Genomic DNA, 26,325 nt, shown 5'->3' on the forward strand with positions numbered 1-26,325 from the left:
TTGCGCCAAAAAGCGCCGTGGCGCCCCTTGCTTTGTTGTTCTGCGGCGACGGCTCGCCTAACCTTGGCACAAAGACGGTAGGGGGACCGGGAATGCGGTGGTTGTTGCGTGTTGTTGTGATGCTGGGGCTGTTGGCTGTGCTGGCGGTGGCTGGGCTGTTGCTGTTGCCGGGGGAACGGATTGCCCGGGTGGCGCTGGATCAGATTGAGGCGCAGACAGGTCGGCAGGTGCGTCTGAACGGTGAGGTGAAGCTCAGCTATTACCCGATCCTTGGCGCCCGCACCGGCGCGGTTGAGATTGCCAATGCAGACTGGTCGCAAGCCGGGCCGTTGTTGCGGGCTGAGGCGTTGAAGATCGGCGTGGATCTGGCGGCGCTGCTGCAGGGCGATATCAAGATCACCGGATTGGAGCTGTTGTCTCCGCAGATCCTGATGGAGCGCCACGCTGATGGCCGCGCCAATTGGGAAATTGGCGTGGATGGGGTCAGCCCCTCGGGTCAGTCGGCCCCAGTTGCGGGGGCGGATAACGCCCTGGCCCTGTCACTGGACCGGGCGCTGATCTCAGGCGGCCAGCTGCGCTATCTGGATCATGCGGCGGGCAGCGATATGACCTTCCGCGATATCTCACTGGATCTCAGCTGGCCGGTCTATCGTGGCGCTGCAGATTTCGCGCTGAGCCTGCGCCCGGATGGGGCGGAGGCGGTGAGCCTCACGGGTGACGTCAGCGATCTGGCCGCGCTGATTGAGGGGCAGATCACCGATGTTGCGGCCACGGCCCAGCTGGGCGGCAGCAGGGCCTCGTTTACAGGTCAGGTTGGGATACCTCTGCAGGTGCAGGGGCGGATTGCCCTGGGCAGCCCCGACACCGGCGCCGCTTTGGCGGCTGCTGGGCTGCCGGGGGTTACACTGCCGCAGGGCTTGGGCCGGGCCGCTGGTCTGTCGGCAGAGGTGACCCTGACCGAGGCATTGCAGCTGAGCCTGCGGGAAATGCAGCTGACGTTGGATCAGCATCAGATCAACGGCGGGCTGGATCTGGATCTGGCCCAGCAGCGTCCCTATCTGACTGCCCGGCTGGCGGCCTCGGCGCTGGATCTGAATGGCCTCAGCTCTGGCGATACTGGCACCGCAACAACGGACACCCCCGTTCAGACGGGCTGGTCCAAAGCGCCGATCGATGCCTCTGCCCTGCATCTGCTGAACGCTGATATCTCACTCACGGCGCCTTCCCTGTCGGTGGCGGGGTTGAGCCTGCAAACGCTGGACGTACGGGCAACGCTGGATCGGGCGCGCCTTGTGGTCAAACTGAATGAGTTGCAGGGCTATGACGGGGGCTTTGCCGGTCAGGTGGTGGCCAACAATCGCAACGGGCTGAGCGTTGGCGGCGATGTGCAGGCCAGCGGTGTGGAGATGAAAACCTTGCTGGGAGATCTGGTGGGGGTGACCCGGTTTACCGGTCAGGCCGAGGCCCGCATCGCCTATTTGGGGGTGGGGGAAAGCCTGCATCAGATCATGAATTCCCTGTCGGGTGATGGGCGTATCCACATGGGGCGCGGCACCATTGAGGGCATCGATCTGGACAGCTTGATGCGGCAGGGTCTGGCCACAGGGGGCACCACCGTCTTTGATCAGCTCTCGGCCAGTTTCACGATGGAAAACGGCGATCTGCAAAACCCCGATCTGCTGCTGCAGTTGCCCGTGGTCACCGCCACCGGCAAAGGCCGGGTAGGGCTTGGCCAACAGGACATCGATTACCTCTTCACGCCGCAGCTGGGCAGCCTGGAAAGCCAGGGCGGCCTGGCGATCCCGGTGCGGATCAAAGGCCCCTGGGCCGCGCCCAAGGTCTGGCCGGATCTGGAAAAGGCTGTGGATCTGAACCTGAAAGAGGAAAAAGCCAAAGCCAAGGCCGAATTGGAAAACAAGGTGAAGAAAGAGCTGGGCATCAAACAGGAAGACGGTGAAAGCCTGGAAGATGCCGCCAAACGCACGCTGGAAGATGAGCTGTTGAAAGGGCTTGGCAAGCTATTGCGCTGATGCCGGCTAAAGACGCCACGCCCGATCAGGTTAAATCAGTCTGATCAGGCGCGGCGGTTGGGAATGGGTTAACTCAAAGCTTCTTTTGGATCAGCTGGCCGTCCATCGATGTGGTGATGTGGCCGGTTTTCTGCACATCGTTCACGGTGAACGCAGTGCTTTCCTCATAGCTCTGCGGGCCCACGCAAGCGCTGTCGAAGCTTACGATTCCGTCCTTGTTTGTTTCTGAGTACGACGCCAGCTTGCCGGATTTGCAGGCGAGGCCCGCCACCCGCGCGCGCACATGCGCTTGGCTATAGGTGGCCAAGTTGTAGCTGCCTTTGATGCCGCGTTCGCTGGCAAAGAAGGAGAACATTTCAGGGTTGCTGGATGACGTCGCACCACAAGCCGCGAGCAGAAGGACAGGTGTGATAAGGCTAAATCGCTTGAACATTGGAAATCCTGATTGATATTCAATTTAAGGTAGCTTTTTGGTAATCAGGACTTCCTTAAGTGTCAATCAGCTTGACTGCAGCGTTCCTAGCTGCGCAGGCCCGTCTCATAAAGCATCCCACGACGCTTGGCCTCGTAGTAGTAGCCGCGGGCGTACCACATGACCGCGGTGGGCTCATCGCCGTCAGACACCAGCCAGGCACCCCGCAGATATTTCACCGCGTATTTCAGGTTGGTTTCTGCATCCAACAGGTCACTGGGCTGGCCGCGGAACCCCATGGAACGGGCTGTGGCGGGCAGGATCTGCATCATCCCCCAATAGGGCCCGTTGCGAGCACCAGGCCGATACATGCTTTCGCGTTGCACCACCCGGTGAACAAGGGTGCGGGGCACCTCATAGAGGTCGGCGTATTGATTGATCAGCGCCCGGATCTCAGGCGTTTCATTGGGATAAAGCGGTGGTTCCACCGGGGCCGGTGCGCGGCGACGGCCACAAGCGGCGAGCATCAGCCCGGATAGGACAAAGAAACGACGGGAATAACGCATCACAGGACCCTCCAACGCGGCCAAACTGGGGTCAGCTTAGCCAAGGCCCGCCGCCAGTCCCAGACAGCAAAACACCCCCGGCCATTTCCTGCCGAGGGCGTTTCATCTTGCCCGAAATACTCTGGGGTGAATACGGCCCTCATAGAGGGCAGTAGAGGGGCAAAGCCCCTGTTGCCTATATGGCCAGGACCCAGGCGTTTTGGTGTGTGGGCCTTACTTGCCCAGACACCAGCGCATCACCGCCTTCTGTGCGTGCAGGCGGTTTTCAGCCTCATCAAAGATCACCGAATGCGGCCCGTCCATCACGGCGCTGGTGGCCTCATCATCGCGGTGCGCCGGCAGGCAGTGCATGAACAGCGCATCCGATTTGGCGTGGCTCATCAGCTCCTCGTTGACCTGATAGGGGCGCAGCTGGTTGTGGCGGCGTTCGCGGGCGGATTGCGGATCATGCATGCTGACCCAGGTGTCGGTGACAACCAGATCGGCGCCCTGCACGGCGGCAATTGGATCGCGCATGATTTCAACCTTGGAGCCTTTGGCGCGGGCCTCTTCGACGAAGACCATTTCGGGATCCAACGTCTCAGGGCCGGCAAAGGTCAGGTCAAAGCCAAACTGGCCAGCCGCATGGGCGAAGGAGGCAAAGACATTGTTGCCATCGCCGCACCAGACCACCTTTTTGCCTTTGATCGGGCCGCGGTGTTCCTCATAAGTCAGCACGTCCGCCATGATCTGGCAGGGGTGGGTGCGGTCGGTCAGCCCGTTGATCACCGGAACCGAGGCATATTCGGCCATTTCCAAGAGCGTCTGCTCTTCGAAGGTACGGATCATGATCAGATCGACATAGCGGCTGAGCACCCGGGCGGTATCAGCGATGGTTTCGCCATGTCCCAGTTGCATATCCGCGCCGGAGAGCACCATGGTCTCCCCGCCCATCTGCCGCACGCCCACGTCAAAGCTGACACGGGTCCGGGTGGAGGGCTTTTCAAAGATAAGCGCCACCATGTGACCGGCCAGCGGCTGATCGGCATCCGGGGTGCCTTTGGGTTTGCCGTTGCGCGCTTCTTTGATGCTGCGGGCACTGTCGATCATGGCCCGCAAATCTTCGGGCGCGGTTTTGTGAATATCGAGGAAATGGTTCATAGGTTTTGCTTTCTGGAGGGCGGGGTGGGGGCGCTGCCCCCGCCGCGCGATGCGCGACTCCCCCGGAGTATTTTGGAAACGGTGACTCAGCTGAGGGATTTGGCGGCGGCATCCAGAAGGGTGATGGCGGCGTCTATTTCGGCCTCGGTGATGGTGAGGGGCGGCAACAGGCGGATCACATTGTCGGCGGCGGGCACGGTAATGACCTCATGCGCGTAGCCTGCGTTGACCACATCCATATTGGTTGCCTTGCATTTGAGGCCCAGCATCAGCCCGGTGCCGCGCACCTCTTCAAAGACCTCGGGGTTGTCGGCGATCAGCCCTTCCAGCTTTTGCCGCAAGAGGCCGGACTTGGCGCGCACGGCGTCCAGAAACTCCGGATCCGAGACGATCTCGATCACCTTGCCCCCGACGGCGCAGGCCAGCGGGTTGCCGCCATAGGTCGAGCCATGGGTGCCCGCGGTCATGCCGCTGGCAGCCTCTTCACGGGCCAGCACGGCGCCCAGCGGGAAGCCGCCGCCGATGCCTTTGGCGACCATCATGATGTCAGGGGTGATGCCGGCCCATTCATGGGCAAACAGCTTGCCGGTCCGGCCGACGCCACATTGTACCTCATCAAGGATCAGCAGCAGGTCGTTTTCATCGGCGATTTGGCGCAGCGCCTTCAGATCGACGTCCGCCATTGGGCGAATGCCGCCTTCGCCCTGTACCGGTTCCACCATGATGGCTGCGGTCTGCGGGCCGATGGCGGCGGTCACCGCGTCCAGATCGCCCCAGGGCAGGGAAGTGAACCCACCCAGGATGGGACCGAAGCCTTTGGTCATTTTTTCGGATCCGGCGGCGGCGATACCGGCGGAGGAGCGGCCGTGGAAGGAACCTTCGAAGGTCAGGATCTCAACCTTTTCGGGCTGACCTTTTTCAAACCAGTATTTCCGCGCCATTTTGACCGCCAGTTCACAGCTTTCGGTGCCGGAATTGGTGAAAAACACCGTATCGGCAAAGCTGTGTTCAACCAGTTGATCGGCCAGCGCCTGTTGTTGCGGGATGTTATAGAGGTTGGAGACATGCCAGAGGGTCTCGGCCTGGGTGCTCAGCACCTCAACCAAGGCCGGATGGGCGTGGCCCAGGGCGTTCACCGCAATGCCTGCGCCGAGATCCAGGAAACGTCGGCCATCTGCCTCAATCAGCCAGGAGCCTTCACCTTTGACAAAGGTCAGAGGGGCACGGGAATAGGTCGGCAAAACGGAAGCGATCATGATTGGATCATCCTTGTTCCTTGGGAAGCCCCGAAGATGCATTACGGGGCAGGGGTGTCAACAATTTCGGGTGGTTTTGCTGCGATTGCAGCGGTTCAAACAGCCAGTGCACGGTAAATCTACGGGGCGCACATAGCAGGGCGGACGTCAGGCGCTACGGCGTCGGCGTCGGCTGGTCAGGATATGGCGTCGTTTGAACATGTCGTCTGCATAGGCAGGAATTTTCAAAATGCAAAGCGTTTTTTGTCAGGCTTGGCAATTTGCGCTGTTTTCGTGGCGCACTAGTCATTTTGGCGGCGGTTTGGGGCTTGTAGGAAAGGCAGCTCTGGCCGATAGCTGAGGCATGTCCGATGTTGTTGCCCCCTCCGAACACGCTTCCAAGCCCCCTGCCGCAAACCCGCGTCTTGCCGTTGTGCTGATGCTGTCGGCCACGGCGTTCATCGCGGGCACCACCTTGATGGCCAAGGCGCTGGGCACCGACGCGCTGGGCGATCCGTTGCACCCGCTGCAAGTCAGCCACGGGCGATTTGTCTTTGCCTTTCTGTTTTATGCTGGCGTGGCCTCGGCGATGCGGTTGAAGATCCGCCGCCCTGCCTGGGGGCTGCATCTGGGGCGGACGTTTTTCGGCTGGCTGGGGGCCACCTGCATGTTTGCGGCGGCGGCCTATATCCCGCACAGCGATGCCACTGCGATCAGCTTTCTGAACCCGGTCTTTGCCATGATGCTGGCGATCCCCTTTCTGGGGGAACGGGTGGGCCCGGTGCGCTGGGCGGCAGCGGGCATTGCGTTGATCGGGGCGATGGTGCTGCTGCGCCCAACGCCGGAAAGCTTTCAACTGGCGGCTTTGGTGGCGCTGGCGGCGGCGGTGGCGATGGGGTTTGAGCTGATCTTCATCAAGAAGTTGGCTGGGCGTGAGCCGCCGCTGCAGATCCTCTTGATCAACAATGCCATTGGGGTGGTGATCGCAACGATCGCGGTCATTGCTTTCTGGCAGGGGCCCAGTTTGGCGCAATGGGCGGTGCTGGCCAGCCTTGGGATCTGCATGGCGCTGGCGCAGGCCTGTTTCATCAACGCGGTGGCGCGGGCTGAGGCCAGTTTTGTTGCGCCCTTTGCCTATGCCACGCTGGTGTTTGCCACGCTTTATGACTGGGTGGTCTTTGCCCAGCTGCCCGATCTGATTTCCTATCTGGGGGCAGGCATCATTGTCAGCGGGGCCGCATTGCTGGCCTGGCGCGAGGCAGGGCTTGCCACACGCCAGAAAGCCTGAGCGTCGGCGTCAGTTTTTCAACCGGTAGCCGCTGCGGAACAGGGCCCAGGCCAGCGCGGAAATCGCCAATGTCACCAGCGCTGAAACGGTCAGCGCCAGCATCGGCGCGCTGTCAGACACGCCAAGCACGCCATAGCGCACCCCGTCGATCAGGTAGAAGATCGGGTTGAAACGGGTCATATCGGCAATCACCGGCGGCAGGGCCTGCACCGAATAGAAGGTGCCCGAGAGGAAGGCCAAAGGCGTCACGATGAAATTGGTGATCGCGGCCATCTGGTCAAACTTGTTGGAATAGATCCCGGCCACCATGCCGATTGACCCCAAGAGCGCCGCGCCAAGAATGACGAAGGCCAGTGCCAGCAGCGGATGGGCTGGCACGATGCCGAGGAACAGCACCAGCCCGACGCTCAACAAAAGTGCCACAATCACCCCGCGCGCCACGGCGCCTGCCAGATAGCCCAGCACCAGCTCCAGCGGGGACAGCGGTGGCATCAGCGTATCAACGATATTGCCCTGCACCTTCGAAATCACGATTGAGGAGGAGGTGTTGGCAAAGGCGTTCTGGATCACGGTCATCATCAGGATGCCGGGCGCAATGAAATGGGTGAACGGCAGGCCCATCACCTCACCACGGGTCTGACCAATCGCAACTGAGAAGATCATCAGGAACAGCGCGGCTGTGGTCAGCGGCGCCACCAGGGTTTGCGTCCAGACCACCAGAAACCGCAGGATCTCACGCCGGGCCAGTGTCACCATGCCTAGCCAGTTGAACCGGCCAAACCGGCGATCCCCCATATTGGCGAGGCTGCTGTTGGCAACGGTTGTGCTGTCGCTGGTCTGGCTCATGATCTGCATTCCTCTGTACGGCCCTTGGGCCTGTCTCAATGTGCTGTCGCAGCCACGCCTTTGCACAGCCCGATTCGACGCCTTGTAACTCAGCCCCTGTTGGCTAGAATAGGGGCTGATCAAGAATTTCAGGGCGGCTCGATTCCACGGGCCGCTTTTTACCGAAGGAAACCGGCATGTCCTGGACCGACGAACGCGTCGAACTTCTGAAGAAAATGTGGGGCGAAGGCCAATCGGCAAGCCAGATCGCTAAAGAATTGGGCGGCGTGACCCGAAATGCGGTCATCGGCAAGGTGCATCGTTTGGGTCTGTCCAACCGTTCCAGTGGTGGCGGCTCAACCGATTCGTCGAAGACCGAAGCCAAGGCCAAGCCTGCCGCCAAGAAAGAGGCGGCAAAGCCCAAGGTGAAAGAGGCCGCCGCCCCCGCACCAGAGCCTGCTGCAGCCCCGGCACCGCGCCCGGCGGTCAGCCCAGCGCGCAAGGCGATCATTCCTGCCGGCCAGCCGCTGCCGCCGCAGCCCTCCGCCAATGAGATCAGCCCCGAAGCGCTGGCCAAGGTGAATGAGGTCGAAAAGAAATCGAAGAAGCTCAGCCTGCTGGAGCTGACCGAACGGACCTGCAAATGGCCCGTAGGCGACCCGGCCACCGATGACTTCTGGTTCTGCGGTCTGCCGGTGCAGTCCGGCAAACCCTATTGCGAAGCGCATGTGGGCGTGGCGTTCCAGCCGATGTCATCGCGCCGCGATCGTCGCCGTTAAGCGACAGACTGTTTTCAGGACAACGCCCTGCACCTCTGGTGTGGGGCGTTTTCTTTTGGTCGATTGTGCCGCCCTGTGATTCAGCCAAAGGAAAAGGGCGACCCGCAGGCCGCCCGATTGTCTTGTCGCTTGTCGTGTTGCTGTGGCGGTCGTTAGCCGGCCACTGCGTGCAGCAGCGTGAAGATCACTGCCGACATGGCAGCGGCTGCAGGTACGGTGATGACCCAAGCCGCGACAATGGTCATGAAGTGCGAGCGGCGCACCAGCTTGCGGCGACGGCGCTCCTCGGCGGTCACCGGTTTGATGGCTTTGGTGGCCAGGTTCTGGCGACGACGGCGCTCGGTGTGCCATTCGCGGTAAAAGCCCACACCAAAGACACCGCCCACCGCAATGTGGGTGGAGCTGACCGGCAGGCCCAGCCAACTGGCCACAATCACAGTGATCGCTGCCGACAGCGCCACACAGTAGGCGCGCATCGGGTTCAGCTTGGTGATCTGGCTGCCGACCATGCGGATCAGCTTGGGGCCGAATAGGAACAGACCGAAGGAGATCCCGAAGGCCCCGATCACCATGACCCAGCTGGGGATGGCAACCTTGGCGGCGAAATCGCCAAACTCGGTTGCGTGGACAATGGCGGCCAGCGGGCCAACAGCATTGGCCACATCATTGGCGCCATGAGCAAACGACAGCATCGCCGCCGAGAAAACCAGCGGCATCGAGAACAGCACTTTCAGCGATTTATTGCGGTTCTCCAGCCCTTCTGACTGTTTGGCGATCAGCGGCTTTGAGATGAAGTATGAGGCGGCACCAACAGCCACGCCAATCAGCAGCGCGGTGGTGATGTCGATCTTGATGATCTTTTTCAGACCCTTCAGCGACAGGTAGGCGGCAAAGGCCGCAGCCATGATCGCAATCAGCAGCGGCACCCAGCGGCGCGCGGCGGCGAGCTTGTCTTCCTGATAGACGATGCGGGCTTTGATGAAGGCCAGGAACATCGCCGCAATGACACCGCCCAAGACAGGTGAGATGACCCAGCTGGCGGCGATTTTGCCCATGGTGGGCCAATTCACGGCTGCCATGCCGGCCGCTGCGATCCCTGCGCCCATCACACCACCAACAACCGAATGGGTGGTCGAAACCGGCGCGCCAACCCAGGTTGCCAGGTTGACCCAAAGCGCCGACGACACCAGCGCCGCCATCATCGCCCAGATAAAGATGCCGCTGTCCGCGATTCCGGCTGGATCGATGATCCCTTTGGAGATGGTTGAAACCACATCGCCACCTGCCAGCAGCGCACCGGCGCTTTCGAAGATGGCCGCGATCAGGATCGCACCACCCATGGTCAGCGCATTTGCACCCACCGCAGGGCCCATGTTGTTGGCCACATCGTTGGCACCGATGTTAATCGCCATATAGGCGCCAAAGATGGCCGCAACCACCACAATGGCTGAACCTGAGGCACCGCCAAAGAAGATCCCTGCTGCCAGACCGGCCAGCACGATAAAGATCAGCGCGATGCCCGGCGCGACCATCGGGCGCGAGACATAGCTTGCAGCGTTTTCAAATTGGCTGATCCGCCCGAGATCCTTATCGAGCGTCTTCCAGTTTTTATCCGTCGGTTTGTCGGCCATGACATCCACCTTGCAAAATTTGCCTGCGGCCTAGAGCGCACGCGCTCTAAACTCAAGGTTTTTGTCATAAAAACTTTGAAAAACTGTTACAGCTTCAACAGCAGATCTTTCAGCCCCATTTCATCGACCCGCTGCGCTGCCTCCTCGGGGGAGAACCATTTGCGTTTGCGTTCAGAGACTTCGGGGTATTTCTTGGCCAGCGTGTCCACCTTCAAGAGGTAAACCATCGCCTGCATCGGTGTGACGATACCGCCGGCGCCGGATTTAGCATAACGGTAGCTGCCAATCGGCGCGGGGGAGACTTTGCGGGCTTTGATTCCCGCCTCTTCCCAGGCTTCCTGTGCCGCCGCTTCGGCATCGGTCTTGCCGGTCATCGGCCAGCCCTTCGGGATGATCCAGCGCCCGGTCCCGCGTGAGGTGATCAGCAGCACCTCTTTGTCTTTGCCTTTGCCGCGCACCGGCAGCGCCGCCACCTGTACCTGGGGCGGGCGATAAAGAAGCGGTTGGATAAACTCGGTCCAGGCTTTACGCACGGTCTTCTGCATCAATTTGCGGCTGCTCGTTTGTTTTGACAGAGCCTTATATAGGAATTGTGACAAAAGGCAAAAGTGCCTGCAGAATGTATCAATTGGATGTCAATTGCCGCGCCGTTTCGCCCTGAGGGTCGGATCGGCCTCGGTGGGATCCTCGGGCCAGGGGTGTTTGGGGTAGCGGCCGCGCATGTCTTTGCGCACATCCGCATAGGAACTGGCCCAGAACCCGGGGATATCCATGGTGGTCTGAACCGGGCGTTGTGCAGGTGACAGCAGGGTAACCCGCAAGGGGGTGCGGCCGACCATCGGGTGGGTTTTCTGGCCGAACATTTCCTGCAGGCGCAGGCTGATTTCGGGCACCTCGCCGGAATAATCGATCGGAATCTGCCGTCCCAGCGGGGTGGTGAAATGCGCCGGCGCTGCCTTGTCGAGCGCCTGCATCTGGTTCCAGTCTAACATGGCGCGCAGGGCATTGAGGATATCAAACTTCTTCCACTGATCGGCGGTTTTCACCCCGCCGAGATGCGGCAGCAGCCAATCCTCGATACCCTCCATCAGCGCGTCTTCGGACATGTCCGGCAGATCCGGCAATGTGTCCCGCACCAGCATGACACGGGCAATGAACCGTTTCGCAGCGTCCGAGGGGCGCAGCCCCAGATCACGCACCCCGTCCAGCATCGCCTCGGCCACGGCCTCACCGGGGGCGTCTTTCCAGATGCGGTCATCCAGCGCTACAGTGCCGAACCGTTCCTGCCGCCGGGCAATCACCCGGCGTTCGCGTTTCGACCAGGCGCAGCTGTCGACCCAGCTGATCTGGTCTGTATAAAGGCTGCGCACCTCGGCCTCAGAGATCTGGATCGCCTGCCGGATTTTGGCCTCTCGCGGGTTGCCGTCCAAATCAGTGGCCACGATCAAGCGGCTGCCGGCCAGCGGGTCGTGATCCTCCATCACCGCGCCTTTGCCCCCCGAGAGCACAAATCGCGCTGCATCGCCTTTGCGGCGCAAGCCAATGCGGTCGGGGTAGGCCAATGCGGCCAATTCCGCGTCGGAATACCCGCCATCGGTTTTGCCAGCCTGACGGGCCAGCCGCTTGGCCTCTTGTTTGATCCGCTCCACCGCGCCGCGATTGGCGGTATGGGGATGGCGCTCACTGTAGCTGCGGAAATCGCGCACCGCCGCAATGCGCAGCGCCAGATCCGCCGGTGCGGACCGCGCCAAGGGATCGCGATCGGCCAGGAGCGCCGCCAGAGGCGCGGCGTCCGGGCCTGCGACGCTCAGCATATGGGCCAGTCGCGGATGCAGCGGCAGGGCGGCAATGCGGCGGCCATGTTCAGTGATCCGGCCTGCCTCATCCAGCGCGCCCAGCATCCGCAACAACGCCTGCGCCTCAGCATAGGTGCCCGCATTGGGCGGCGTCAGGAAGGCCAGATCAGCAGGTCCCGCCCCCCAGAGCGCCAGTTCCAAAGCGAGGCCCGCGAGGTCGGCCGTGTCAATCTCCGCCGGGGGGAAGGGGTGCAGCCCGCCTTCTTCCCCCTTGGTCCACAGCCGGTAACAGGTGCCCTCAGCCACACGGCCTGCACGCCCGGCGCGTTGGGTCGCCTCGGCCTTGGTCACCTTTTCCGTCACCAGCCGCGACATGCCCGATCCGGGGTCAAACCGGGCGCGGCGGGCGCGGCCTGCGTCCACCACCACCCGCACATCCTGAATGGTCAGTGAGGTTTCCGCGATTGAGGTCGCCAGCACCACCTTGCGGCCCTGTTTGGCCGGTTCAATTGCGGCGCGTTGCTTGGCAAACTCCATTGCACCAAACAGCATGTGCAGTGAACACTCCGACGGCAGCCGGTCCTTCAGCAGCGCCTCAGTGCGGCGGATCTCACCTTCCCCGGGCAGGAAGACCAACACGCCGCCTTCAGTTTCAGAAACCGCATGGGTGACCAGTTTGGCCACCTCTTCGGGCAGGCGATGTTTTGGCGGCAACGGCCGGTCGAGCCATTTCAGATCCACCGGATAGGCCCGCCCTTCGGAGGTCACCACCGGCACGTCCCCCATGATGCCCGCCACCGGTTCTGCGTCCAATGTGGCCGACATGGCTAGCAGGATCAGGTCGTCGCGCAACGCCTCGGCAATCTCCAGGCACAAGGCTAACCCCAGATCCGCGGTGAGGGAGCGTTCGTGAAATTCATCAAAGATCACCGCGCCGATGCCCGTCAGCTCAGGATCGGATTGGATCATCCGGGTCAGGATGCCCTCCGTCACCACCTCAATCCGGGTTGCGGCCGAGCGTTTGCTTTCGCCGCGAATGCGGTAGCCCACGGTCTGGCCCAGCGGTTCACCAAGGGTCTGTGCCATACGTTCTGCCGCCGCACGGGCCGCCAGGCGGCGCGGTTCCAACATCAGGATGCGGCCTTCGGTCAGGCCTGCTTCCAGCATGGCCAGCGGCACCACGGTGGTTTTCCCAGCACCGGGTGGCGCCTGCAACACCGCACGTCCCCGCGTTTTCAGCGCAGAGATCAGATCGGGCAGGGCGTCGTGGATCGGCAGTCGGGTCAATTGGGACATGCCCTGCTTATCCGTCATGGCGGGCGCGGGGTAAAGCCGCAGGCGGGCACCAGCACTGGACAGGGACGCGCCACCTTGGCAAAAACGCGGCAAGGAAGCGGCGCAGCAGGGGGCGGTATGGATATTCAGGGCTTGAGCGACAAGGTTGTGGCACAGGACCGTCGGGCCTTGGCCCGCGCCATCACCCTGGTGGAAAGCAGCCGCGAAGATCATCGTGCCCAGGCCGCTGCGCTGGTGGAGGAGATCCGCCGCAAAGCCCCGCATCAGGCGGTGCGCATCGGTCTGTCGGGCACGCCGGGGGTGGGGAAATCCACCTTTATCGAAAGCTTTGGCACCTTTTTGACCGAACAGGGCCTTAGGGTGGCGGTGCTGGCAGTTGACCCCAGTTCGGCGCGTTCTGGCGGCTCGATCCTTGGCGATAAAACCCGGATGGAGCGGCTCAGCCGCAATCCCAACGCCTTTATCCGCCCCTCGCCCAGCCAGTCACATCTGGGCGGCGTGGCGCGGCGTACCCGTGAGGCGGTGGCGCTTTGTGAGGGGGCGGGGTTTGACGTCATCCTGATTGAGACCGTGGGCGTTGGCCAATCGGAAACCGTTGTGGCGGAAATGTCGGACCTGTTCATCCTGCTGCTGGCGCCCGCAGGCGGTGATGAGTTGCAGGGGGTGAAACGCGGCATCATGGAGATGGCCGATATCATCCTTGTGAACAAGGCCGATGGCGATCTGAAAGCCACTGCAACGCGCACTTGCGCGGATTACTCCGGCGCCCTCAGGCTGTTGCGCAAACGGCCCCAGGATCCCCAAGACTTCCCCAAGGCGATGACGGTTTCGGCGCTGGAGGAGGATGGGCTGACTAAGGCCTGGGAGGAAATGCGCACGCTGACCGATTGGCGGCGTGAGAATGGCCATTTTGAGGGCCGCCGCGCCGCGCAGGCCCGGTTCTGGTTCGAAGAAGAGGTTAAGCAGGCCTTGCTGGCCCAGCTGCAGACCGCGGCGGCAAAAGGCGCGATGGATCAGCTGGGGCTGGACGTGGCCACCGGTGCAGTTAGCCCAAGTGTGGCGGCGCAGCGGATGCTGGAGCAGCTGAAGCACAGCTGAAAGGTGTGCAATTGCATACTCAGAAAACCCTAGAAAAGACGTGACAGCGCAAATTGCTTGCGCTAGCACTGTCTCACCTAATGACGGAGGCAATCAGATGTATCAGGGAATTCCACGCACCTTTTCCTAAGGTCGCCGTTCCCTGCGTGACGGTGACCCTAAGCCACCGCCCCGTATCTTCGCATACATCCTTGCCCGTTACTTTCTGACAATCAGACACTGAAACGCTTTGCTGATCTTCAGTTTTGCGGTTTCCATTTAACCCGTAGGTCCCGTCATGTTCCGATTCTTTGAGAACCTTGTTGATCCTTTTGCCTCTTTTGATGAGGCCACACCGCCCAAAACCCTTTGGGCCTATCTGAAAACCCAAGTCGGCCCGTTCCGCAAATGGATAGTGGCGATGGCCATCACCGGCGTCCTTGTGGCGCTCGTGGAAACTGGGCTGATTTTTTATTCTGGCCGGTTGATCGACCTTTTGGGCGGCAACACTCCGGCTGAACTGTTTGACAATCACGGTACTGAGCTGCTGCTGGCGGCAGCGTTCATCCTGATGATCCGGCCCCTGTTTATTGCCATCAACCACCTGTTCCTGGAACAGCTCTTGGCGGGCAACATGCAGGAACAGGTGCGCTGGCGCGCGCATAAACACCTGCTGGGGCAATCCACCAGCTTCTTCCAGAACGATTTTGCTGGCCGGCTGTCGAACCGGGTGATGCAGATGGGCGGCGCAGTGGAAGATGCCGTTTACATGTCCTTTGAAGGCATCTGGTATGCCTTGACCTATGTGGTGTCTGCTGCATTGATCCTGTCGGGCGTGCATCCGCTCTTGGCGGTGCCGCTGCTGGTCTGGGTGGTGATCTACGTTTTCTACGTGCGCTACATTGCTGTGCGCGTCGCCCACGCCTCGGAGAAATGGTCGGGCGCACGGTCCATGGTGACAGCGCGGGTGGTGGATGCCTATTCCAACATCGAAACCATCAAGCTGTTTGCCGATGAAGGCACCGAAGAACGCTATGTCCTGTCGGCCATGCGCCGGTTGCGCCTGCGCTTCCAGCGGTTCCTGCGCCTGATGACTGAGCTGAGCTTTGGTCTGAACGTCATCAATGGCGTTTTGATCCTTGGCATGATGAGCCCGGCGGTCTGGCTGTGGTCGAACGGTGTGATCTCGGTCGGTGAGGTGGCGGCAGCGTCGGCGCTGACCATTCGTCTGAACGGCATGTCCGGCTGGATCATGTGGGTCACGGTGCGCCTGTTCGAACATGCCGGTGTGATCCGTGAGGGTCTGCAATCCGTTGCGGTCGCCCATGATGTGACCGACCGGGAGGTTGCGCCTAAGCTGTCAGTGGAAAAGGCGGCGATCGAGTTTCGCGATGTCAGTCACCACTACGGCAAAGGGCGTGGTGGACTGGACCATGTGAACCTGTCCATCGCACCGGGCCAGAAAGTTGGGTTGGTGGGGCGTTCCGGGGCAGGGAAATCTTCGCTCGTGAACCTGTTGCTGCGGTTCCGTGATGCGGAGAACGGCCAGATCCTGATCGACGGTCAGGATGTTCGCGAGGTGAAGCAAACCTCGCTGCGGCAGCAGATCGGTATGGTCAGTCAGGACAATTCGCTGCTGCACCGGTCGATTCGTGCCAACATCCTTTATGGCCGCCAAAGCGCCAGCGAGGCCGAGATGATGGCCGCCGCAGCCCGTGCGGAGGCAGATCAGTTCATCGCCACGCTGGAAGATCCCAAAGGCCGCAAGGGCTACAATGCCCATGTGGGCGAACGGGGTGTGAAACTGTCCGGCGGACAGCGGCAGCGGATCGCCATTGCCCGCGTCATCCTAAAAGATGCGCCGATCCTCGTGCTGGATGAGGCCACCTCGGCCCTTGATAGTGAGGTGGAAGCCGCCATTCAGGACACGCTTTTTGGCCTGATGGAAGGCAAGACGGTGATCGCCATTGCCCACCGTCTGTCGACCATTGCGCAGATGGACCGGATTGTCGTCATGGACGAAGGCCGGATCATCGAGGATGGCAGCCATGACGATCTGTTGGCCAAGGGCGGCGTCTATGCGGGGCTCTGGGCACGTCAGTCTGGTGGGTTTATCGGGGACGTTGGGGATCAGGACGGTCAAAGCGGCAAGGAATCCGCTGCGGCTTCGGATCTGGCCCTTGACCTCCCTACTGATTCCGCCTAATGACGCCGAACGGAATTCTGGGCACCGCTGTTGGCGGCACCCATTTATGTTGAAGGGGTCGTCTAGCGCCCCGCGAAGAGACGAGGATAGACCCATGTCGCGCCGTTGCGAACTGACCGGAAAAGGCCCGATGTCTGGCAACAATGTCAGCCATGCTAACAACAAAACCAAACGTCGTTTCCTGCCGAACCTGAACGACGTTACCCTGCAGTCCGAGGCCCTGGGCCGCGGCTTCAAACTGCGCATTTCGGCGGCTGCTCTGCGCTCCGTTGACCACCGTGGTGGTCTGGACGCGTTCCTGGCAAAAGCCAAAGACGTTGAGCTGTCGGCCAACGCGCTGAAGATCAAGAAGCAGATCGCGAAGGCACAGGCCTCCGCTTAATCTCTTCCGGATCCTTCAAGGATAAAGCAGCCTCATCCCCTTTGGGATGGGGCTGTTTCCTTTTGTCATCTTTCCCTTCCGATCAGATCGGCCTATAGGGAACCTATGGCACTTTTGCGCACATATCTGGCGGTGTTGATCGCGCTTTGCATGGTTCTGACCACACAGACCATGGCACTGGCGCGTGGCATGTCGGACCCTGTGGGCGAAATGGTGCTCTGTATCGGCAATGAGACCGTTACAGTCTACTACGACGAAGACGGCCAGCCCGTTGATCCTCCGCATTATTGCCCCGACTGCTCGGTCAGTCTGGTGGCGCTCCTTCAGCCCAGCTTTGTCCCAAATTTGCGTCCTCTGGGGCAGGGTGTTGTACTGCGAATCGAGCGTGACCAAAAGGCAATTGCCGCTGAGGTCATACCAGCCAGCGCGCGTGGTCCGCCGGTTCTGTCCTGATCCTTATCGCCCGCTCCATCGGGCCCCAAAGACAGACAGACTACAGGAACCAGAATTATGTCGTTGAAAACCACCCTCCTCGCCGCGGCGGCTGCCGCTTTTGTTGCTATGCCTGCCCTGGCCGAAGGCATCATGGTCAAAGACCCCTACGCCCGTGCCGCCACCCCGATGGCGAAAACCGGCGCGGCCTTCATGATGATCATGAACCACTCCGGTCAGGATGACCGGCTGATCGATGCCAAGGCAACGGTGGCCAAGAAGGTCGAGCTGCACACCCACAAAGAAATCAGCGACGGCGTGATGCAGATGATGCATGTGCCCGAAGGCTTTGAGATCGCAGCGGGTGACATGCTGATGCTGGAGCGCGGCGGCCACCATGTGATGATGATGGGCCTGACCGAAAGCTTTGAGCAGGGCAAGGTGATCGAGGTCACGCTGACCTTTGAAAAAGCCGGTGACGTGGTGGTTGACGTACCCGTTGACCTGAAGCGCAAAGGCGGCCACGGCGATCACAAGATGTCCCACTAAGGGCGTCACACTGCTGAACAGATCAACGGCCCTTCGGGGCCGTTTTTATGTGCCAAGCACCTCTGCCACCCAGGCTGGCACCACCTCACTGGCCTTGCCAAACCTCGCCTCAGCAAAATCGCTGATAGTGGCGGAGGCTTCCAGGTTCAATTCAACCGTATGGGCGCCGTATCGTGCGGCGTCCTGCACAAAGGCTGCCGCCGGATAGACATTGCCCGAGGTGCCAATCGCCACAAACAGATCCGCCGCCCGCAAGTGATCCCAGATCTGGTCCATGTCATAGGGCATTTCGCCAAACCAGACGATATCAGGGCGCGTGGTGGGCTTGGCACAGACGGGGCAGGGATCACTGGGCGCCATGACCATAGGGGCCGGCCAGCGGTTCTCACAGGCCGCGCAAAGCGCCCCTGAAAGCGCCCCGTGCATATGCATCACTGCCTTTGATCCGGCCGCCTCATGCAACCCGTCGACATTCTGGGTCACCACCAGCACCTCACCGGGGTGCGCGGCCTCCAGCCGCGCCAGCGCCTGATGGGCGGCATTGGGGGTGGCAGCAACTGATTGGGCGCGCCGGGCGTTGTAGAAATCATGTACCAGTTGCGGATTGGCGGCGAAGCCTTCCGGGGTGGCCACATCCTCAATTCGGTGCTGCGCCCAGAGCCCGTCTTCATCGCGAAAGGTGCCAAGGCCGCTTTCGGCGGAAATACCCGCCCCGGTCAGGATAACGATTTTTTCAGCACTCATTGGGGTGGGTCTCCTTGCGGTGGGATTGGGGACCGCTACACTCTGCCCCGAAGGAGAAGGTGATGACCAGACGTATCCTCTTTGTGTGCCTTGGAAATATCTGCCGTTCCCCAATGGCAGAAGGGGTGCTGCGCCAGAAAGCGCCGCATCTGCTGGTGGATTCTGCCGGCACCTCGGACTGGCATGCGGGGGATCCGCCTTATGTGCCGATGCAGCACGCAGCCCTGCGCAAAGGCTATAACATCACCGAGCAGGTTTCGCGCCCGTTTCACCCGGCCGATTTTATGCGGTTTGATATGATCCTGGTGATGGATGGCCGCAATCAGGCCGATGTGGAGGCGATGCGCCCGCCGGGCAATCTGACCCCGGTCAAACGGTTTGCGCCTTTCGCCGGTCGTGACATCGGCGATGTGCCGGATCCTTACTACACTGGCGAGTTTGATGCTGTGGTTGAGCTGATCGAAGCGGCGGCAGACGGGTTTCTGGCGACGCTGCCGCAGCCCCAATAAGCCTTGTCTCAATAAGTGCAGCCCCAATAAGACACCGCCGCGCGGGGGACGCACGGCGGGATTTTGAGTATTTTTGAAACAGTGAAAGCGCGAGCCTAGCGCGTGCTGGCGGCCCAGTCCCAGTAGAGCTCTTTCACCCGTTTGGTCATAGGACCGATCTGATACTTGGTGTCGTCAAAGGCGGTGACAGGGGTGACCTTGTTCATATTGCCGGACATGAAGACCTCATCCGCGCCGTGGAAATCCTCAAAGCTCAGCACGGTTTCATGCACGGTCACTCCGTCAGCGCGCAGGTTCGCAATGTGGCGCGCGCGGGTGATCCCCGCCAGGAAGGTGCCATTGGGGATCGGGGTGAAGACCTCCCCATCTTTGACCATGAAGATATTGGCCGAGCCGGTTTCAGCCACATTGCCCATGGCATCCGCCACCAGTGCGTTGCCGAAACCTTTGGATTTCGCCTCAGCGATCATGCGGGCGTTGTTGGGGTAGAGGCAGCCAGCTTTGGCATCGACCACCGCATCCTCCAGCACCGGGCGGCGGAACCGGGTGCGGGTCAGCGTGGTGGAGGCGCCTTCCGGGGCCATCGGAATCTCTTCGAGCGAGATGCAGAAACCGGTTTCCTCCTGCACCGGGACAATGCCGGTGGCATCACCGTGAATGCCCCAATACATCGGCCGGATATAGACCGCCGCGCCGGGATCAAAGCCGCGCAGCCCCTCCAGAACGATCTGCTCCATCTCCTCGGGTGAAACGGTGGGGTTCAGCATCAGCGCCTTGGCGGACCGGTTGGTGCGGGCACAGTGTTTGTCGAGGTCTGGGGTCAGCCCGTTCACAAACCGCGCCCCGTCAAACACGGTAGAGCCCAGCCAGGCGCCGTGATCGGCGGCGTTCATCACCGGCAGATCGCCCTGATGCCAGGTGCCTTTGTAATAGGTGCGGATGGTGTTGCTGAGCGCCATGGTTTGAACCCCGTGATCGTGATCTTTGCGTGGGGGCAACCTAGGGGGGATCCGCCGGGCCGTCCAGTGGGGGCATCTACGGTAGCGGATCGTCTTCTGCGGCACAGTCGCCCCCAAACAAAAAAGGGCCCCAGCGAGGGGCCCTTTTCCTGTCTGGCATCGGGATCTTAGCCAACCATCCCGACAATCTCTTTGGTTTTGGTCAGGATCGGCGCGGCGATTTCGCGGGCGCGATCAGCACCTTGGCCCAGGATGCGGTCGATCTCAGCCGGGTCCTGCATCAGGCGGGACATTTCATTTGAGATCGGCGACAGTTTGGCCACCGCAAGTTCCGACAGCATCGGTTTGAACTCCGAGAACTGCTTGCCACCGGCTTCGGCCAGCACCTGATCGACCGACATTTCGGCCAGACCGGCGTAGATGTTCACCAGGTTGCGGGCCTCGGGGCGGTCTTCCAGGCCTTTGGCCTCAGAGGGCAGCGCCTCGGGATCGGTCTTGGCCTTGCGGATCTTCTTGGCGATCGTGTCGGCGTCATCGGTCATGTTGATGCGGCTGGCATCCGACGGGTCCGACTTCGACATCTTCTTGGAGCCATCGCGCAGCGACATGACGCGGGTGGCCGCGCCTTCGATCCGGGGTTCGGGGATCGGGAAGAAATCTACACCGTAGTCGTGGTTGAACTTGGTCGCGATGTCGCGGGTCAGCTCCACGTGCTGTTTCTGATCCTCACCCACCGGCACTTCGGTAGCGTGGTAAACCAGAATGTCTGCCGCCATCAGCGAGGGGTAGGCCAAGAGTCCGAGCGAGGCGTTCTGGGTGTTCTTGCCCGCCTTGTCCTTCCATTGGGTCATGCGCTGCATCCAGCCCATGCGGGCGACGCAGTTGAAGATCCAGCCCAGTTCGGCGTGTTCTTTCACCTGACTTTGGTTGAACAGGATCGAGCGGGTCGGATCGATCCCGGCGGCCAGATAACCGGCGGTCAATTCGCGGGTCTGGCGCCGCAGGGCCTCAGGGTCTTGCCAGACGGTGATGGCGTGCATGTCCACAACACAGTAGACCTGCTCAATCGGCTCTGCCTGCTTCTCGACGAAACGTTTGATCGCGCCAAGGTAGTTGCCAAGGGTCAGCCCGCCAGAGGGCTGGATGCCCGAAAACACCCGGGGGGTAAACCCGGCGTTCGGGGTGGATTGCGTTTGGACCGCATCCGACATGGTGGTTCTCCGTCTGGATTTATCTGTTCTGGTGGCTTACCCATGCCCCATACCCCCGTCAAGGCGGGCATCTGAGGAGCAGGGAATGAACGACGAAAACATGCAAGCAGACAACAACCCGGTGAACCCGCTGCCGCCGGTGATCGTGGCGCTGTTCCTGTTCATTCTGGGGATTGAGGTTCTGTTCAATCTCGGTGCGCGCGGCATCCTTGGCGGGCCCGAGGCGGTGGGCTGGCGGTTGGCGGCGCTGCAGAAATACGCCTTTTCGGATGAGATCTTTGAATGGATGCGGGCCACCGGGCAGTATCCGTTTGAACATATGGTGCGCTTTGTCACCTACGGGTTTGTGCATCTCAGCTTTGTGCATGCGCTGTTTGGCTGTGTGATCCTTCTGGCGCTCGGCAAGATGGCGGGCGAGGTTTATAACCAGTTTGCCCTGCTGTTGTTCTTTGTGATGGGGGCGGCCAACGGGGCGCTGATCTACGGGCTGGTTCTGGATGTGGATACCCCTCTGATCGGGGCCTATCCCGGTGCCTATGCGATGATCGGGGCCTATACCTACCTGCTGTGGCTGCGCCTTGGTATGCTGGGCGAACAGCAGATCCGGGCGTTTTCGCTGATCGGTTTCCTGCTGGGTATTCAGCTGCTCTTTGGTGCGCTGTTTGGCGGCACGCCGGACTGGCTGGCTGATGTGGCGGGCTTTGTCACCGGGTTGGTACTGGCGGTGTTCCTGATCCCTGGCGGTCTGCGCCGTCTGCGGGATCGCCTGCGCACCCGCTGATTTTGGTATCGTTTGGGTGGTGAATAGATCGGGGCAGCCTTCGCCGCCCCGTTTTCAGCCTGGTTTTCAGCCGCCCCGACGCATCGCGCCTTTGAACTCGGCCAGACGGAAGGCACCGATCAGCTGTCCAATGCCGAAGTAGCTGGCCATCCCGATCAGAACCAGCACGGCCAAAGCGCCATAGCGCAGGCCCGCCATGCCCAGAAACGGTGTCAGCGCCACATTGGCCATCCACAGCACTGCCCCCATCGCAAGCGAAGCGGCGACGATGCGCCAGATCCGACTGTGAAACCGGCGATCAAAGCGGGCCACATCGCCAAATCCGCGCGCGCCAATGCCGAGCATGGCCACCATCGCCCAGCCTGCCAGCGTGGTCGCAATTGCCGAGGCGATCCAGCCAATAAACGGTGCAAGGCCAACGGCAATCACCGCGTTCACAATCATGGCCCCAAGGGCATAGCGGAACGGGGTTTTGGTATCTTCGCGGGCAAAGAACAGCGGCTGCAGGATTTTCTGCAGCACAAAGGCCGGCAGACCAAGGCCATAGATCGCAACCGCCACCGCAATGGCCGCGCTGTCGTCTGAGGTCATCGCGCCCCGTTCAAACAGGACCGAAACCAGCGGCAGCGGAACAACCACCAGAGCCACAGCCGCCGGGATGGTTAGCGCCAATGAGATTTCTGCCGCCCGGCTCAGCGCGTTGCGCGATCCGTCGTGATCCCCGGCCTTCAGCCGGCGTGACAGGTCCGGCAACAGCACCACACCGATGGCGATGCCCACCACACCAAGGGGCAGCTGGTACAGCCGGTCCGCTGCATAGAGCCAGCCTACGGCACGGTCGAAATAGCTGGCGACCTGCTGGCCGACCAAGAGGTTCACCTGCACCACACCACCCGCAAGGGCGGCGGGCACGGCCACGATCACCAGTTGCTTCATCTCGGGGCTGAACCGGGGCGGCTGCAACCGGATGCTGATGCCAGCACGTTGCGCCGCAATCCAGACCAGCGCCATCTGCGCGATCCCGGCAAAGGGCACCATCCAGATCAAGCTTTGCGCAACATCGCCCCCGACCAGAACCGCACCCAGCATGGCGCCCACCATCAGGATGTTCAGCAGGACCGGCGCCGCCGCCGCGGCCGCAAACCGGCCATGGGCGTTCAATACGCCAGACAGCAGCGCCGCGAGGGAGATAAACAGGATGTAAGGAAAGGCGATCCGCCCAAAAGCGACGGAGAGGTCAAACTGTTCCTGCCCGGCAAAGCCCGAGGCCAGACCGTAGATCAGCCAGGGCATCGACAGCTGCGCCAGAAGGGTCAGAACGATCAGCACGGTGGCCAGACCACTGATGGCCTGACTGGCAAAACCGCTGGGATCTTCATCGCCTTCTAGCCGTTTGGAATATTGCGGAATGAAAGCCATGTTGAACGCGCCTTCGGCAAAGAAGCGGCGGAACATATTGGGCAGGCGGAACGCCACCACAAAGGCCTCATAGGCCGGGCCGGTGCCCAGATAGGCCAGGATCATCGCATCGCGAACAAATCCCAGAACCCGGCTCAGCAAGGTCCAGGCCCCAACCGTCAGGAAGCCGGAAATCAGGCGGATCGACTTCATGAATTGGCCCTTTCCGCGCCTTTGGTGATGGCTTCGCGCAGCTTCTTTTCCAGCTGTTTCTGGCGCGGGGCGGAGTGGAATTTCAGCCCGAACATGTCTTTGACGTAGAAACTGTCGACCACCTGTTCGCCATAGGTCGCGATCACGGCTGAGGCGATATAGACGTTGTTGTTGGCCAGCGTTCGGGTCAGATCAAACAACAGACCGGGCCGGTCGCGGGTGTCCACCTCGATGATGGTGTAGATATCCGATCCCTCGTTATCAAAGGTGATCGAGGTCGGTACGCGGAAGGCACGTTCGCGTTTCTTGATTTTGTCGCGCGATTTCATCGCTTCGGTGGCTTTCACCTCACCCAGCAGGATCTTTTTGATCATCTGGGTCAGCCGCGGCAGGCGCTCTTCCTCATAGGGGTGGCCATCAGCGTCCTGCACCCAGAAAACCGCGGTGGCATAGCCATCCTTGGAGGTATAGGTGCGCGCGTCCACCACATTGGCCCCGACCAGCGCCAGCGCGCCGCTGAGGCGTGAAAAGATGCCGGGGTGGTCGATCATGGCAAAACAGGCGCGGGTCGCATCGCGGTCCAGATCCGGGTGCAGGTCGATGCGCACCTCATCATCAGGGATGTCGCGCAGCAAGGTGGCAAACACCGCATGGGTGTTGGTGTCGAGACCTTGCCAATAAGGCGGGTAATGGCGGCCGGTTTCCGTCCGCAACGGGGCGCTGTCCCAATCTGACAGCCGTTCGCGCAGCAGCTTGCGTGCTTCGGCGCCGCGGTTTTCGCGATTGACCTCTTCCAGCCCGTGTTCCAGCGCCTGCGCGGTATCGCGGTGCAACTGGCGGATCAGCACGGCCTTCCAGTTGTTCCAGGTGTCAGGGCCCACGCCACGAATGTCACAGACCGTCAGCACGGTCAGCAGATCCAACCGCTTGCGGGTTTTCACCGCCTTGGCAAAGGCACGCACCGTACGCGGATCAGAGATATCGCGTTTCTGCGCCATGTCCGACATCAACAGGTGATAGCGCACCAGCCATTCCACCGTTTCAACCTCAGACTTGGACAGGCCCAGACGCGGCGCCACCTTGCGCGCGATCTTGGCGCCAAGGATTGAGTGATCTTCATCACGGCCTTTGCCGATGTCGTGCAGCAGCAGCGCCACATAGATCACCTTGCGGTTCACCCCTTCTTTCAGGATGCCAGAAACCAACGGCAGGCTTTCCACCAGATCGCCATGTTCGATTTCGCTGAGGTTGCGGATACATTGGATCGTGTGCTCATCCACTGTGTAGTGGTGGTACATGTTGAACTGCATCATCGCCACGATCGGCTCAAACTCGGGGATAAAGGTCGACAGAACCCCCAGTTCATTCATCCGGCGCAGGGCGCGTTCGGGGTTGCCGTGTTTCAGCATCAGATCCAGAAATTGCCGCCGCGCCTCTTTGTCGTTGCGCATCTCATCGTCGATCAGATCAAGGTTGGCAGAGACCAGGCGCATCGCATCCGGATGGATCAACATGCCGGTGCGCAGCGCTTCTTCGAACAGGCGCAGCAGGTTCAGCTTGTCAGAGAGGAAGGCCTTCTCATTGTCCACCGCCAGACGGTTGTGGACCACCTTGTAGCCTTTTTTGACACGCGGATTGCGGCGGAAGATCCGTTGCAACAGCGGCTCATTCTTGACGTGCATCGCTTCCAGTTTGGTCAGGAAGATGCGGGTCAGATCGCCGGTGGCGGTGGCATTGCGGAAATATTCCTGCATGAAATGTTCCACCGCGCGGCGGCCCTCCTTGTCCTCATAGCCCATCCGGGCCGCAACCTCGACCTGTAGGTCAAAGGTCAGCTGATCCGAGGGCCGGTTGGTGATCAGATGCAGATGACAACGCACCGCCCAGAGGAAATCCTCAGCCCGTTTGAACAGCTGAAACTCGTCCTCACTGAAGACATTGAGCTTCACCAGCTCTTTCACGTTGCGGACGTTGTGGACGTATTTGGCGATCCAGAACAGCGATTGCAGGTCACGCAGGCAACCTTTGCCCTCTTTGACGTTTGGCTCCACCACATAGCGCTGCCCTCCCTGGCGTTCATGACGTGCGTCACGCTCTTCCAGCTTGGCCTCAATAAATTCCGCCGCAGTGCCTTTGAACAGCTCCGAGGTCAGCCGTTTCGCCAGTTCCGTCGGCAGTTCCGCGTCCCCGGTCAGATAGCGATGTTCCATCAATGCGGTGCGGATGGTGAAATCTTCGCGCCCCAGCTTCAGGCAATCGCGCACCGTGCGCGAGGCATGGCCGACCTTCAGCCGCAGGTCCCACAGGATATAGAGCATCGATTCGATCACCTTCTCGGCCCAGGGGGTGATCTGTTTCGGGGTTAGGAACAACAGGTCGACGTCAGACTGCGGTGCCATTTCACCACGCCCGTAGCCGCCTACGGCCAGCAGGCTCAACCGGTCCTCTTCACCGGCATCCGGGTTCGGATGCATATGCTGGGTGGCCACATGTTTGGCGGTCACCACCAGACAATCGGTCAGCCAGGTGTAGGCCCGTGTGGTGGGGCGCGCCTTAAAGGGATCGGCAGCAAAAGCTTCGGCAATGGCGGCCATCCCGGCCTTGCGCGCCTTCAGAAGGATCGGCACCACCGCGCTGCGCAACTGGGCCGCATCCGGTGCGGTTTGCGCCGCCTCAGCGATTTCGGCGCCAACGGCCTGGGCATCAAAGATGTCGCCTGCCGGGCAAATCAGTTTGTCCGGCGCTTTAGGGAGGTTCAGCATCTGTGGGCCTTTGTCTTTGGGGCGTCTTCTATCGGGTCAGGTGGGGCCTGCGTGGCTGCGGAACAGGGCGGCTGCATAGATCCGGGTCAGCACGGCAGGGTCGC

General features: G+C 61.1%; 23 protein-coding genes. 10 read left to right on the forward strand and 13 right to left on the reverse strand.

Annotation, left to right across the window (positions count from 1 at the left end; genetic code table 11):
• The first annotated feature begins 92 nt into the window (after positions 1-92).
• The gene (locus TL5118_RS01320; protein ID WP_058243359.1) at positions 93-2,030 is read left to right on the forward strand and encodes an AsmA family protein; all 1,938 of its coding nucleotides are present in this window, start codon (positions 93-95) and stop codon (positions 2,028-2,030) included.
• Between the two features lie 73 nt (positions 2,031-2,103).
• Here TL5118_RS01320 and TL5118_RS01325 read toward each other — a convergent pair whose 3' ends face one another.
• The 4 genes from TL5118_RS01325 to TL5118_RS01340 all read right to left on the reverse strand — a co-directional run bounded on the left by TL5118_RS01325 (position 2,104) and on the right by TL5118_RS01340 (position 5,404).
• Entirely contained in the window at positions 2,104-2,463 is a 360-nt protein-coding gene (locus TL5118_RS01325; protein WP_058243358.1) for a hypothetical protein, read from the reverse strand.
• Between the two features lie 86 nt (positions 2,464-2,549).
• Positions 2,550-3,008, reverse strand: a complete 459-nt coding sequence (locus TL5118_RS01330) for a transglycosylase SLT domain-containing protein (protein ID WP_082626259.1) — start codon at positions 3,006-3,008, stop codon at positions 2,550-2,552.
• Positions 3,009-3,221: 213 nt separating this feature from the next.
• On the reverse strand, positions 3,222-4,148 hold the full coding sequence (gene argF / locus TL5118_RS01335) for an ornithine carbamoyltransferase (RefSeq protein WP_058243357.1): 927 nt from the start codon (positions 4,146-4,148) through the stop codon (positions 3,222-3,224).
• Between the two features lie 86 nt (positions 4,149-4,234).
• On the reverse strand, positions 4,235-5,404 hold the full coding sequence (locus TL5118_RS01340) for an aspartate aminotransferase family protein (RefSeq protein WP_058243356.1): 1,170 nt from the start codon (positions 5,402-5,404) through the stop codon (positions 4,235-4,237).
• A gap of 343 nt (positions 5,405-5,747) precedes the next feature.
• Between TL5118_RS01340 and TL5118_RS01345 the strand changes: the two genes are divergently transcribed.
• Positions 5,748-6,671, forward strand: a complete 924-nt coding sequence (locus tag TL5118_RS01345) for a DMT family transporter (protein WP_058243355.1) — start codon at positions 5,748-5,750, stop codon at positions 6,669-6,671.
• Positions 6,672-6,680: 9 nt separating this feature from the next.
• On the opposite strand, the gene TL5118_RS01350 is transcribed toward TL5118_RS01345, so the two are convergent.
• Complete coding sequence (locus TL5118_RS01350) at positions 6,681-7,517, reverse strand: ABC transporter permease (RefSeq protein ID WP_058243444.1); 837 nt, start codon at positions 7,515-7,517, stop codon at positions 6,681-6,683.
• A 176-nt stretch (positions 7,518-7,693) separates the two neighbouring features.
• Here TL5118_RS01350 and TL5118_RS01355 point away from each other — a divergent pair, with 176 nt between their 5' ends.
• Positions 7,694-8,275 (forward strand): GcrA family cell cycle regulator, encoded by a 582-nt coding sequence (locus TL5118_RS01355; RefSeq protein WP_058243354.1) that lies wholly within the window; start codon positions 7,694-7,696, stop codon positions 8,273-8,275.
• 152 nt (positions 8,276-8,427) lie between these two features.
• On the opposite strand, the gene TL5118_RS01360 is transcribed toward TL5118_RS01355, so the two are convergent.
• From TL5118_RS01360 to hrpB, 3 genes are all read right to left on the reverse strand, one after another.
• Positions 8,428-9,906, reverse strand: coding sequence for an inorganic phosphate transporter (locus TL5118_RS01360; protein ID WP_058243353.1), 1,479 nt, complete (start codon positions 9,904-9,906; stop codon positions 8,428-8,430).
• An 86-nt stretch (positions 9,907-9,992) separates the two neighbouring features.
• Positions 9,993-10,451, reverse strand: a complete 459-nt coding sequence (locus tag TL5118_RS01365) for an NUDIX hydrolase (protein WP_058243352.1) — start codon at positions 10,449-10,451, stop codon at positions 9,993-9,995.
• A 90-nt stretch (positions 10,452-10,541) separates the two neighbouring features.
• Positions 10,542-12,998, reverse strand: coding sequence for an ATP-dependent helicase HrpB (gene hrpB, locus TL5118_RS01370; protein ID WP_106404161.1), 2,457 nt, complete (start codon positions 12,996-12,998; stop codon positions 10,542-10,544).
• A gap of 117 nt (positions 12,999-13,115) precedes the next feature.
• On the opposite strand from hrpB, the gene meaB reads away from it, so the two are divergent.
• The 5 genes from meaB to TL5118_RS01395 all read left to right on the forward strand — a co-directional run bounded on the left by meaB (position 13,116) and on the right by TL5118_RS01395 (position 17,644).
• Positions 13,116-14,096: a methylmalonyl Co-A mutase-associated GTPase MeaB gene (gene meaB, locus TL5118_RS01375; protein WP_058243350.1), complete on the forward strand. Its 981-nt coding sequence runs from the start codon at positions 13,116-13,118 to the stop codon at positions 14,094-14,096.
• Positions 14,097-14,373: 277 nt separating this feature from the next.
• The gene (locus TL5118_RS01380; protein WP_082626258.1) at positions 14,374-16,281 is read left to right on the forward strand and encodes an ABC transporter ATP-binding protein; all 1,908 of its coding nucleotides are present in this window, start codon (positions 14,374-14,376) and stop codon (positions 16,279-16,281) included.
• A gap of 94 nt (positions 16,282-16,375) precedes the next feature.
• The gene (gene rpmB, locus TL5118_RS01385; protein WP_058243349.1) at positions 16,376-16,663 is read left to right on the forward strand and encodes a 50S ribosomal protein L28; all 288 of its coding nucleotides are present in this window, start codon (positions 16,376-16,378) and stop codon (positions 16,661-16,663) included.
• Between the two features lie 105 nt (positions 16,664-16,768).
• Entirely contained in the window at positions 16,769-17,116 is a 348-nt protein-coding gene (locus tag TL5118_RS01390) for a hypothetical protein (RefSeq protein ID WP_058243348.1), read from the forward strand.
• 57 nt (positions 17,117-17,173) lie between these two features.
• On the forward strand, positions 17,174-17,644 hold the full coding sequence (locus TL5118_RS01395; RefSeq protein WP_058243347.1) for a copper chaperone PCu(A)C: 471 nt from the start codon (positions 17,174-17,176) through the stop codon (positions 17,642-17,644).
• Between the two features lie 45 nt (positions 17,645-17,689).
• Here TL5118_RS01395 and TL5118_RS01400 read toward each other — a convergent pair whose 3' ends face one another.
• A complete protein-coding gene (locus TL5118_RS01400; protein WP_058243346.1) occupies positions 17,690-18,388 on the reverse strand; it encodes an NAD-dependent deacylase in 699 nt (232 codons plus the stop codon).
• Between the two features lie 62 nt (positions 18,389-18,450).
• On the opposite strand from TL5118_RS01400, the gene TL5118_RS01405 reads away from it, so the two are divergent.
• A complete protein-coding gene (locus tag TL5118_RS01405; RefSeq protein WP_058243345.1) occupies positions 18,451-18,897 on the forward strand; it encodes a low molecular weight protein-tyrosine-phosphatase in 447 nt (148 codons plus the stop codon).
• A gap of 95 nt (positions 18,898-18,992) precedes the next feature.
• Here TL5118_RS01405 and TL5118_RS01410 read toward each other — a convergent pair whose 3' ends face one another.
• Both TL5118_RS01410 and trpS read right to left on the reverse strand, forming a co-directional pair.
• A complete protein-coding gene (locus tag TL5118_RS01410) occupies positions 18,993-19,856 on the reverse strand; it encodes a branched-chain amino acid aminotransferase (protein ID WP_058243344.1) in 864 nt (287 codons plus the stop codon).
• 167 nt (positions 19,857-20,023) lie between these two features.
• Positions 20,024-21,067, reverse strand: a complete 1,044-nt coding sequence (trpS, locus tag TL5118_RS01415) for a tryptophan--tRNA ligase (RefSeq protein WP_058243343.1) — start codon at positions 21,065-21,067, stop codon at positions 20,024-20,026.
• 85 nt (positions 21,068-21,152) lie between these two features.
• Between trpS and TL5118_RS01420 the strand changes: the two genes are divergently transcribed.
• The gene (locus TL5118_RS01420) at positions 21,153-21,848 is read left to right on the forward strand and encodes a rhomboid family intramembrane serine protease (protein ID WP_058243342.1); all 696 of its coding nucleotides are present in this window, start codon (positions 21,153-21,155) and stop codon (positions 21,846-21,848) included.
• A gap of 66 nt (positions 21,849-21,914) precedes the next feature.
• Here TL5118_RS01420 and murJ read toward each other — a convergent pair whose 3' ends face one another.
• Complete coding sequence (murJ, locus tag TL5118_RS01425) at positions 21,915-23,459, reverse strand: murein biosynthesis integral membrane protein MurJ (RefSeq protein WP_058243341.1); 1,545 nt, start codon at positions 23,457-23,459, stop codon at positions 21,915-21,917.
• On the reverse strand, positions 23,456-26,221 hold the full coding sequence (locus tag TL5118_RS01430; protein WP_058243340.1) for a [protein-PII] uridylyltransferase: 2,766 nt from the start codon (positions 26,219-26,221) through the stop codon (positions 23,456-23,458). The genes murJ and TL5118_RS01430 overlap by 4 nt, the downstream gene beginning before the upstream one ends.
• Positions 26,222-26,325 lie beyond the last annotated feature (104 nt).

Source organism: Thalassovita autumnalis (assembly GCF_001458255.1).
Taxonomy (GTDB): domain Bacteria; phylum Pseudomonadota; class Alphaproteobacteria; order Rhodobacterales; family Rhodobacteraceae; genus Thalassobius; species Thalassobius autumnalis.